11 protein-coding genes and 2 tRNA genes are annotated in these 8,971 nt (G+C 62.7%); 5 read left to right on the top strand and 8 right to left on the bottom strand.

Going from position 1 to position 8,971, the window contains the following annotated elements:
* Both NKI61_RS31225 and NKI61_RS31220 read left to right on the top strand, forming a co-directional pair.
* The coding region (locus NKI61_RS31225; RefSeq protein ID WP_352842204.1) for a hypothetical protein at positions 1-196 on the top strand (196 nt) is incomplete at its 5' end.
* A 190-nt stretch (positions 197-386) separates the two neighbouring features.
* Complete coding sequence (locus tag NKI61_RS31220) at positions 387-1,274, top strand: DMT family transporter (protein WP_023695297.1); 888 nt, start codon at positions 387-389, stop codon at positions 1,272-1,274.
* 65 nt (positions 1,275-1,339) lie between these two features.
* Here the strand turns inward: NKI61_RS31220 and NKI61_RS31215 are convergent, their stop codons facing one another.
* Positions 1,340-1,597 (bottom strand): GlsB/YeaQ/YmgE family stress response membrane protein, encoded by a 258-nt coding sequence (locus NKI61_RS31215; protein WP_352842202.1) that lies wholly within the window; start codon positions 1,595-1,597, stop codon positions 1,340-1,342.
* A gap of 132 nt (positions 1,598-1,729) precedes the next feature.
* Here NKI61_RS31215 and NKI61_RS31210 point away from each other — a divergent pair, with 132 nt between their 5' ends.
* Positions 1,730-2,206, top strand: a complete 477-nt coding sequence (locus tag NKI61_RS31210; protein WP_023681465.1) for a YidB family protein — start codon at positions 1,730-1,732, stop codon at positions 2,204-2,206.
* Here the strand turns inward: NKI61_RS31210 and NKI61_RS31205 are convergent.
* Positions 2,203-3,090, bottom strand: a complete 888-nt coding sequence (locus NKI61_RS31205; RefSeq protein ID WP_352842200.1) for a helix-turn-helix transcriptional regulator — start codon at positions 3,088-3,090, stop codon at positions 2,203-2,205. The genes NKI61_RS31210 and NKI61_RS31205 overlap by 4 nt on opposite strands.
* A gap of 99 nt (positions 3,091-3,189) precedes the next feature.
* On the opposite strand from NKI61_RS31205, the gene NKI61_RS31200 reads away from it, so the two are divergent.
* Positions 3,190-3,579 carry a VOC family protein gene (locus NKI61_RS31200; RefSeq protein WP_023688409.1) on the top strand — a complete coding sequence of 130 codons (390 nt, stop codon included), beginning with the start codon at positions 3,190-3,192 and terminating at the stop codon, positions 3,577-3,579.
* A 17-nt stretch (positions 3,580-3,596) separates the two neighbouring features.
* Here the strand turns inward: NKI61_RS31200 and NKI61_RS31195 are convergent.
* The 3 genes from NKI61_RS31195 to NKI61_RS31185 all read right to left on the bottom strand — a co-directional run bounded on the left by NKI61_RS31195 (position 3,597) and on the right by NKI61_RS31185 (position 3,995).
* Positions 3,597-3,670 (bottom strand) — tRNA-Gly (locus tag NKI61_RS31195).
* Between the two features lie 28 nt (positions 3,671-3,698).
* Positions 3,699-3,783, bottom strand: a tRNA-Tyr gene (locus NKI61_RS31190).
* A complete protein-coding gene (locus NKI61_RS31185; protein WP_352740108.1) occupies positions 3,762-3,995 on the bottom strand; it encodes a hypothetical protein in 234 nt (77 codons plus the stop codon). The genes NKI61_RS31190 and NKI61_RS31185 overlap by 22 nt, the downstream gene beginning before the upstream one ends.
* Here NKI61_RS31185 and NKI61_RS31180 point away from each other — a divergent pair.
* Positions 3,994-4,845, top strand: coding sequence for a TrmH family RNA methyltransferase (locus NKI61_RS31180; protein ID WP_352842198.1), 852 nt, complete (start codon positions 3,994-3,996; stop codon positions 4,843-4,845). The genes NKI61_RS31185 and NKI61_RS31180 overlap by 2 nt on opposite strands.
* A 43-nt stretch (positions 4,846-4,888) precedes the next feature.
* Here the strand turns inward: NKI61_RS31180 and NKI61_RS31175 are convergent, their stop codons facing one another.
* The 3 genes from NKI61_RS31175 to gcl form a co-directional block, all read right to left on the bottom strand.
* On the bottom strand, positions 4,889-5,887 hold the full coding sequence (locus tag NKI61_RS31175; protein ID WP_352842196.1) for a 2-hydroxy-3-oxopropionate reductase: 999 nt from the start codon (positions 5,885-5,887) through the stop codon (positions 4,889-4,891).
* Positions 5,888-5,988: 101 nt separating this feature from the next.
* Positions 5,989-6,786 carry a hydroxypyruvate isomerase gene (hyi, locus tag NKI61_RS31170; protein ID WP_023706964.1) on the bottom strand — a complete coding sequence of 266 codons (798 nt, stop codon included), beginning with the start codon at positions 6,784-6,786 and terminating at the stop codon, positions 5,989-5,991.
* A gap of 168 nt (positions 6,787-6,954) precedes the next feature.
* The gene (gcl, locus tag NKI61_RS31165; RefSeq protein ID WP_352842194.1) at positions 6,955-8,736 is read right to left on the bottom strand and encodes a glyoxylate carboligase; all 1,782 of its coding nucleotides are present in this window, start codon (positions 8,734-8,736) and stop codon (positions 6,955-6,957) included.
* Positions 8,737-8,971 lie beyond the last annotated feature (235 nt).

Genomic DNA, 8,971 nt, shown 5'->3' with positions numbered 1-8,971 from the left:
TGCCATGATCGACGTGGCCAATCGTGCCAATGTTCACATGAGGCTTGTTACGCTCGAATTTACCTTTTGCCATAGTCTCTTTCCTTGGACGGCCTTGACCTTCAGTTCAGTCGAATGCGGGGCGATTAGCGACTACGGCCGAAAAACACAAGTGCCTTGTGGCCGGGTGCGCTGTCCACTCGGTCTCAACCGATGATCCGATTGCGGGGATGTGGCGCTGATATAGGAACGCGCGAGCGGAAATGAAATGGGGGCTGCGGGCTCCAGCACCTGTTTGCTATTCCCGCCCATGTCCTGTCCCGCCCATGTCCTGGCCTTTGCCTGCCGGATTTCCAGCCGGCGCCTGGCCCATTGCCGCTGCGGCGGCGGTCTGATTTGGTTGCCCCATGCAATTCATACCGACCTCCATACGCGGCCCGCTGTTCATGATCGTTTCGACGGGGTCGTACCTCGTCAACGACACGATGATGAAGCTCGCCACAGCGGGATTGCCGTCCTATGAAGTGCTGTTCCTGCGCGGGGTCGCGGCCACGCTATGGGGCATGCCGCTGCTGTTCCTGCTGGGCTATCGCAGGCAGATCCCTTTGATCTTCGACAAACGCGTGCTGCGCCGCAACCTGCTCGAGCTGGCGGCCATCCTTTGCTACGTCGTGGCGCTGGCCAACATGCAGATCGCCGATTCGACCGCGCTCGGGCAGATCACCCCGCTTTTGATGCTGGTCGGCTCCTCCATCCTGTTCGGCGAACGGATCGGCGGCGTGCGCATGGCGCTGATCGGGCTCGGCTTCATCGGTGCGCTTATGGTGGCCCAGCCGACCATGCAGGGCATCTCGGTCTATGCGTTGCTGGCGCTCGGCAACGCGGCATTGGCGGCGGCACGCGATCTTGCCGGCAGGCGGGTCGCGGCCGAGGTGCCGGGCATGATCGTCGCCATTTCCGCCGTCGTGGTGGTGCTGATCGGCGCGGGCGCCGCGCATCTCGTTTCCGAGCGCTGGGTGATGCCGGAAGCCCGGCACCTGCTGCTCATGGCCGGCGCCGGATTCTTCCTGATCTTCGGCCATTTCTTCATCTTCATGGCCTATCGCGTCGGTCCGACCGGCATCGTGGCGCCGTTCTACTACTGTTTCACCGTCTGGGCGGTCATCTCAGGCGTGCTGGTGTTCGGGCAGTTCCCGAATGCCCTGGCGGTCTGCGGCATCCTGCTGGTGGTCGCGAGCGGGCTGACCATCGTCTCGCTCGATGAACGCAAACGAAGGCTGACCGTCGTCGCCTGACCTTCAAGTCAACGCGTCGAAGCAGGTTCGGCCGTCCTGCGGTCAACCAGTCGGCAGACTGGCGCCTAAAGCGTTCGCTTGCGGGAGAACTGGTGATAGGCCCACAGCACGACCACCGCGCCGATGACGGCGACGATCAGGCTCCAGATGTTGAGGCCGGTCACACCCGTGGCGCCAAAGGCGCTGAAGATCAGCCCTCCGACGATGGCGCCGACAATGCCGAGCACGATATCCATGATCAGGCCCTGGCCGGTCTTGTTGACGATCTTGCTGCCGATAAAGCCGGCGATGACGCCGAGGATGATCCAGCTGATGATGCCCATTTTTCCTCTCCATTCCCCCGCCGGCCGATCATGGTCACATGATTGTCCAAAAGCTCAAGCCAACTTGAATTTCCGCCCGCATGCTCCATTGTAGCCGGCGGGACGGGCTTGGTCGTTATGGAGGATTGACCTATGGGACTTTTTGACAACGCCGTACCTGGCGGCAACATCACCAAACCGCTGATGATCGCGCTCGGCGCGCTGCTGGTGGGAAAGATGCTGAGCGGCAGAAGCGCCGAACAGACGAGTGCCGAAGAGACGGGCGAGCCCGCCCAGCCTCAAACGCCAGCCCCCACCGGAACCACGGCCTCAGGGGATGGCGGCCTGCTTGGCGGACTGGGCGGACTGCTCGACAAGCTCAAGACTGCCGGCCAAGGCAATGTCGCTGACTCCTGGGTCGGCACCGGACAGAACCAGCCGATCAACGCCAATGATCTCGGCAAGGCGATCGGCCCGCAGGTCATTCGAGAGATCGCGCAAAGGACCGGACTGGACGAGCAGGAGTTGCTCAAGCAATTGTCCACAGCCCTGCCCGGCATTGTCGACAGACTGACGCCGAACGGACAGGTGCCGCAGCAACACCAGGTCGCGTCCGCCTTCAACAGCTAGACTTCTGCGCCTGCATCACGCGCAAACACGCCCGGCACCGCCTTGCGGCTGTCGGGCGTTGCTGCGACCAGCGCCGCGAACCGCCTGGCAGTCGACGCATCGACCGGCGTGTAGACGGAAACCGAGAAATCACTGTCGCGGCCGCCCGGCTGCAGCGTGGCGAAATCGAACGACATCGCGCCGGCGACAGGGTGCCGGATGGATTTCCGCCAGATCGGTGGCTCGGCGATGTCGCGGCTATTCCAGCACGTGGCGAACGCTTCGCTTGCCGCTTCCAGTGACGAAACCAGCGCAGCCAGCACCGGATCGCGAGTCATGGCGACAGTGGCAAGCCGGAACTGCGCCGCCGCCGAGCGCGAAACCTCCGGCCAGTCGACAAAGCGCTGCCGCCATTCCAGGTCGAGAAACAGCCGGGCGAGCAGGCTGCCGGACCACTCATCATCCGTCTCGAAATCCCCAAGCAGCACCGCCGCCGGATGGTTACAGGCGACGACCTGCCAGTAGCGATTGACGACATATGCCGGGTGCGGCGCCAGCCCGTCGAGCAGGCTGAGCAACGGCGCGCTGGGCAGGCCTTGCTCGCCGAGCCGGTTTCGCCAGTCGAGATCGGGCCGCGCCAATTGGAACAGATAAGCCTGCTCGGATCGGCTCAGCTTCAGCACCCGCGCCAGCGAGCGAAGCACCTGCGGCGATGCGTTCACCTCCCGCCCCTGCTCGAGCCAGGTGTACCAGGTGGTGCTGATCCCCGCCTCGGCGGCGACCTCTTCGCGCCTGAGGCCCGGTGCCCGGCGGCGGCCATTGGCGCCATCGATCCGCGGCAACCGGTCCCGCCGCTCGCGCAGGAAGCGGGCAAGCTCGTCGTGCCGTGGGCCGTCGTATGGCATGCAGTCACTTCCGATACCAGTATAAGCTATAGTCTTGTACTACTTTAAAGGAAAGCTAGGTTGCGGGCGATCGCAACATCAGCCCACGGGACTTCGACAATGAACGCGCTCAATGAAATCCGTCAGATCGACTACACCGTCATCTTCGCCCGCGACATGGCCGCCATGCGGCACTTCTACGGGGATGTGATGGAATTTGATCTGCAGCGCGAACTCGGCGACAGGTGGATCGAATATCGGGTCGGCCCAAACACGCTGGCCTTGACCAGCCTCGGCATGATGTTCAATGACACGCCGCAGCAGCGGGATGCGCTGTCGCTTCAGCTGGCATTCCGGGTGGCGCCGGAGATGGTCGCTGCTTGCGCCGAGGCGCTTCAGGCCAAGGGCGTGCAGCCGGTCCTGCCGCTCACCGACCAGGAATGGGGCCACAGGACAGTGTTCTTCCGCGATCCGGACGGCAACGTTGTCGAGATATTCGCTGAGATCTGATGCGGAGTGGGGATATTTGGAGCGGGTAGCGGGAATCGAACCCGCATATTCAGCTTGGAAGGCTGCTGCTCTACCACTGAGCTATACCCGCATCGTCCTCAAGGTTCGCGGGCTGGCAGTGGTGGAGAGGGTTGGATTCGAACCAACGTAAGCTAAGCTAACGGATTTACAGTCCGTCCCCTTTAACCACTCGGGCACCTCTCCAGCCTGCCGTCGAAGCCTTGCAACGAGGCATTCTCGCCGATCAGGTCGAAACCAGGGTTTTGTCCGAAATCAGCGAAGCGCCTTATGGCGGCAAGGCCAGTGGGTGTCAACCGCACCGCAAGGCAAAATGCGCTGATTTTGACAGCCTGCCCGGCAAGCCGGCTTTCTGCCTGTATCCACAGCCCGGCGACGCGGCTATAGAAGCCGGCCATGAGCAATGACAACACGCCCAAGACCGCCAAAGACACCCATTACGCCAAGCTGCGTCGCGCCCATCGCGACGAGAAGGCTGGCGGCGCGCCCGCCTTCCGGCCGCGCCAGCCGGTGCCGCCGGGCGAAAACGCCGCCGACGGGCTGGTCAGGCTCTATGGCCTGCACACGGTGCGGGCGGCGCTCGACAATCCGCGGCGGAAGATCCGTAAAATGCTGGTGACGCGCAATGCCGCCGAGCGGCTGGCGATCGCCGACCTCGCCGCTTTGCCGTTCAAGGCCGAACTCGTCGAGCCCAAGGAGATCGAGAAGATCACCGGTTCGGATGCCGTGCATCAGGGCGTGCTGATCGAAGCCGAACCGTTGAAGCCGAAACGCCTCGACACGCTCGGCGACACGAAACTGGTGCTGGTACTCGACCAGGTCACCGACCCGCACAATGTCGGCGCCATATTGCGCTCGGCGGTCGCCTTCGGCGCCGGCGCACTGATCACCACGGCCCGCCACAGCCCGCAGGAATCCGGCGTGCTGGCCAAATCCGCCTCCGGCGCACTGGAGCATATCGACCAGATCGAGGTGAAGAACCTGGCCGACGCGCTGGGACAGTTGCACGATGCCGGCTTCCAGACCATCGGCCTCGATTCGGACGGGCCGGCCGAACTCGAAACGGGTTTTTCAGGCGAGAAGATCGCGCTGGTGCTCGGCGCCGAAGGCAAGGGCCTGCGCCAGAAGACGCGCGAGACGGTGACGACACTCGCCCGCCTCGACATGCCCGGCGCCATCCGCTCGCTCAACGTGTCGAACGCCGCGGCGGTGAGCCTTTATGCGGCACGGAAGTTCCTTGGAAAGTGAATAGTGAATGCTGAATGGAAAGCGTTCTTACCGTCACCGTTCACTATTCACCCACTTCATGCCCCGCCATCCGCTCCAGCGCGCGAACCAGCGCCGAATGATCCTCCTTCGCCCCGCCATTGGCGGCGCAGGAATTGAACAGCTGCTGCGTGGTCGACGTATTGGGCAGCGAGACACCGAGTGCCTTGGCGCCTTCCAGCGCCAGGTTGAGATCCTTCTGGTGCAGTTCGATGCGGAAGCCCGGCGCGAAGGTGCGCTTTATCATGCGCTCGCCATGCACCTCGAGGATGCGCGATGCCGCCAGCCCGCCCATCAGCGCCTGCCGGACCTTGGCGGGGTCGGCGCCGGCTTTTGAGGCAAAGACCAGCGCCTCGGCGACCGCCTCGATGGTCAGGGCCACGACGATCTGGTTGGCAACCTTGGTGGTCTGGCCGACGCCGTTCGGGCCGACAAGCGTGATGTTCTTGCCCATCTTTTCGAACACGGGCTTGGCTCGCTCGAACGCCTTGTCCTCGCCGCCAACCATGATGGTCAGCGACGCCGCCTTTGCGCCGACCTCGCCGCCCGACACCGGCGAGTCGAGATAGTCGCAGCCGAGATCGTTGATCTTTTTGGCAAAGGTCTTGGTCTCGATCGGCGAGATCGAGCTCATGTCGATGACCAGCTTGCCCTTGCTCAGGCCGGAAGCGACACCATTGTCGCCGAACAGCACGTCGGCTACCTGCGGCGTGTCTGGGACCATTGTGATGATGATATCCGCGGCCTTGGCCACTGCCGCGTGGCCGGTGATGCTTCTCAAGCCCTTGGCGACGAGATCGGCCGGCGGCTTCGAGCGGTGGTCGCTGGCGACGACGGTGTAGCCGGCATCGAGCAGATGCCCCGCCATCGGCGCGCCCATGATGCCGAGGCCGATGAAGCCGATGGTTTCCATTGTTGTCTCCTTTGTTGAGGCTGAGTTCCTTCGCGCCCCCCTCTGGCCTGCCGGCCAATCTCCCCCACTTGTGGGGAGATTGGCAGTTTCGGCGCCTCGCTCATCCTGCAATGTTGGGGAGCGAAAGCCGGGATGACGTCCGATCTCCCCCCTCGTGGGGGAGATGTCCGGCAGGACAGAGGGGGCGCGAAGGAACGCGAGTTCGACTGCGCCTAAGCCGCGGCACTCCCCTGCCCGTTAAGCTCCCGAAACCACCCCAGCCCAGCCTCCGTCCCCGCCTTCGGTTTGTATTCCGCTCCAACCCAGCCGGCATAACCGATCCTGTCGATATGCTCGTAGAGGAAGGGATAATTGATCTCGCCCGTCCCCGGCTCGTGACGGCCGGGATTGTCCGCAAGCTGGATATGCGCGATGCGGCCGAGGTTGGCCTCGATGGTACGGGCGAGATCCCCCTCCATGATCTGCATGTGATAGATGTCGTATTGCAGGAACAGGTTCTTCGAACCGACGCGCTCGATCAGCGCCAGCGCCTGCTCCGAATAGTTCAGGAAAAAACCCGGTATGTCGCGCGTGTTGATCGGCTCGATCAAAAGCCGGATGCCGGCCTGCTCCAGTTTCTCGGCTGCAAACGCGAGGTTCTCGGCTAAAGTATTTTCCAGCACCGAACGATCCACGCCCTGCGGCGCGATGCCGGCGAGGCAATTGACCTGCTCGCAGCCGAGCGCATGGGCATAGCTGATCGCCTTGGCGATGCCTTGCCGGAATTCCGGCGCGCGGTCGGGCAAAACCGCGATGCCGCGCTCGCCCTTGCCCCAGTCGCCGGCCGGGAGGTTGAACAGCACCTGTGTCAGGCCGTTCTTCTTCAGCCGGGCCGCGACCACGTCAGGCGTATGATCATAGGGGCCGATATATTCGACGCCCTTGAAGCCGGCGCGGGCTGCGGCATCGAAGCGATCGAGGAACTCATGCTCGCCAAAGAGCATCGACAGATTGGCTGAAAAACGCGGCATTCTTTTTCTCCTTCTTCTGCTTGGCCCTAGGCGTGTTGAGATTCAGGTCAGGCAGAGTCGAAAACGGTGACTTTCGAGAACCGGAGCGGAACGTACTTTCTGTACGTGAGCACCGGAAGCGCAGGAAGGCGCCGTTTGCAGGCCTGTCTCACCTGAATATCGGCGCGCCTAATCGAGCAACACAATCGCCGTCGGCGCATCCTCCTGGCTTTCGGCAAGGTCCTCGAATTCGGTGATCTTGTCGATTTCCGTGCCCATGGAAATGTTGGTGACGCGCTCGAGGATGAATTCGAGCACCACCGGCACCTGGTATTCCTTCATCAGCCGCTGCGCTTCCTTGAACGCGCCGGCGAACTCTTCCGGTTTGCGCACCCGGACCGCCTTGCAGCCCATTGCTTCTGCGACCGCGACATGGTCGACGCCGTAGCCGGCCTCCGGATCGATGGCGCGGTTGACGTTCTCGAAGGCCAGGCTCACCTCGAAATCCATCGCAAAACCGCGCTGCGCCTGGCGGATCAGGCCGAGATAGGCATTGTTCACGACGACATGGATATACGGCAGTTTGTGCTGTGCGCCGGCCGCCAGTTCCTCGATCATGAACTGGAAGTCGTAGTCGCCCGACAGCGCCACGATGGCGCGATCCGGATCGGCGGCGCGCACGCCAAGCGCTGCCGGCAGCGTCCAGCCGAGCGGGCCGGCCTGGCCGCAATTGATCCAGTTGCGCGGCTTGTAGACATGCAGGAACTGCGCCCCGGCGATCTGCGAGAGGCCGATCGTGGTGACGTAGGTGGTGTCACGGCCGAACGCCTTGTTCATCTCCTCATAGACGCGCTGCGGCTTCAGCGGCACCTGCTCGAAATGCGTCTTGCGCTTCATCGTCTTCTTGCGGGTCTGGCATTCCTTCGCCCAGCCCGACCAGTCGCGCAGCTTTCCTGCCGTCTTCCATTCGGTGGCGACGTCGAGCAGCATCTTCAGTGCCGCACCGGCGTCCGAGACGACGCCGAGATCCGGCGCGAACACCCGGCCGATCTGGGTCGGTTCGATGTCGACATGGATGAATTTCTTGCCCTTGGTGTAGACATCGACCGAACCGGTGTGGCGGTTGGCCCAGCGATTGCCGATGCCAAAGACGAAATCGGCTTCCAGCATGGTCGCATTGCCGTAGCGGTGCGAGGTCTGCAGCCCGCACATGCCGGCCATCAGCCGGTGATCGTCGGGGATCGTGCCCCAGCCCATCAATGTCGGTATGACCGGCACGCCCGTTATCTCGGCGAATTCGATCAACAGATCCGACGCATCGGCGTTGATGATGCCGCCGCCGGCGACGATCAGCGGCTTTTCCGCGGCATTGAGCATCGCCAAGGCCTTTTCGGCCTGGGCGCGCGACATTGCCGGCTTGAACGGGACAAGCGGCACGTAGGCATCGATATCGAATTCGATCTCGGCCAGTTGCACATCGACCGGCAGGTCGATCAGCACCGGACCAGGCCGCGACGAGCGCATCAGGTGAAACGCCTTCTGCAGCGCCATCGGCACGAGATAGGGCTCCATGACCGTGACCGCCCATTTGGCGACGGGTACGGCTATGGCGGCGATATCGACCGCCTGGAAATCCTCCTTGTTGAGCCGTGCCCGCGGCGCCTGACCGGTGATGCACAGGATCGGGACGGAGTCCGCCGCCGCCGAATAAAGCCCGGTGATCATGTCGGTACCGGCGGGGCCGGATGTGCCGATGCAAAGCCCGATATTGCCCGCCTTGGCCCTCGTATAACCTTCGGCCATGTGCGAGGCCGCCTCGACATGCCGCGCCAGGATGTGGCGGATCGAGCCCCTAGCCTTCAGCGCCGAATAGAACGGATTGATCGCCGCGCCCGGCACGCCGAAGCCGCAGGAAATGCCTTCCTTTTCGAGAACGAGAACCGCTGCATCGACAGCGCGCATCCTGGCCATGTCCAGCCTCCTCAAAATTGTTGGTTGGTTGACAATGCCAGTGTCGTTTTCATTTTTCAATTTTTTCAGAATAATTTTTCATTTCGAGAAAACCCCTTCTATACACTGATTCCACTGGCTTTTTCGTTTTCCATGAATCCGGCCATCGAAATCGATGAAAAAGTTTTTCATTGCGATTTCGGCGAAACCGGCGACAATGCCGCCATGGAAACCAGCGAAAAACGCCAGCGCGGCC

Source organism: Mesorhizobium sp. M0514, from assembly GCF_040321145.1.
Classification (GTDB): Bacteria; Pseudomonadota; Alphaproteobacteria; order Rhizobiales; family Rhizobiaceae; genus Mesorhizobium.
The sequence above is the reverse complement of the archived record's forward strand: the minus strand, read 5'-3'. Positions and strand labels throughout refer to the sequence as shown.

Excerpts from the sequence above, each read along its gene's own strand:
- NKI61_RS31210 (WP_023681465.1), top strand. The coding sequence starts at position 1,730 with ATGGGACTTTTTGACAACGCCGTACCTGGCGGCAACATCACCAAACCG.
- gcl (WP_352842194.1), bottom strand. The coding sequence starts at position 8,736 with ATGGCCAGGATGCGCGCTGTCGATGCAGCGGTTCTCGTTCTCGAAAAG.
- NKI61_RS31220 (WP_023695297.1), top strand. The coding sequence starts at position 387 with ATGCAATTCATACCGACCTCCATACGCGGCCCGCTGTTCATGATCGTT.
- NKI61_RS31180 (WP_352842198.1), top strand. The coding sequence starts at position 3,994 with ATGAGCAATGACAACACGCCCAAGACCGCCAAAGACACCCATTACGCC.
- NKI61_RS31205 (WP_352842200.1), bottom strand. The coding sequence starts at position 3,090 with ATGCCATACGACGGCCCACGGCACGACGAGCTTGCCCGCTTCCTGCGC.
- NKI61_RS31200 (WP_023688409.1), top strand. The coding sequence starts at position 3,190 with ATGAACGCGCTCAATGAAATCCGTCAGATCGACTACACCGTCATCTTC.
- NKI61_RS31215 (WP_352842202.1), bottom strand. The coding sequence starts at position 1,597 with ATGGGCATCATCAGCTGGATCATCCTCGGCGTCATCGCCGGCTTTATC.
- hyi (WP_023706964.1), bottom strand. The coding sequence starts at position 6,786 with ATGCCGCGTTTTTCAGCCAATCTGTCGATGCTCTTTGGCGAGCATGAG.
- NKI61_RS31185 (WP_352740108.1), bottom strand. The coding sequence starts at position 3,995 with ATGGCCGGCTTCTATAGCCGCGTCGCCGGGCTGTGGATACAGGCAGAA.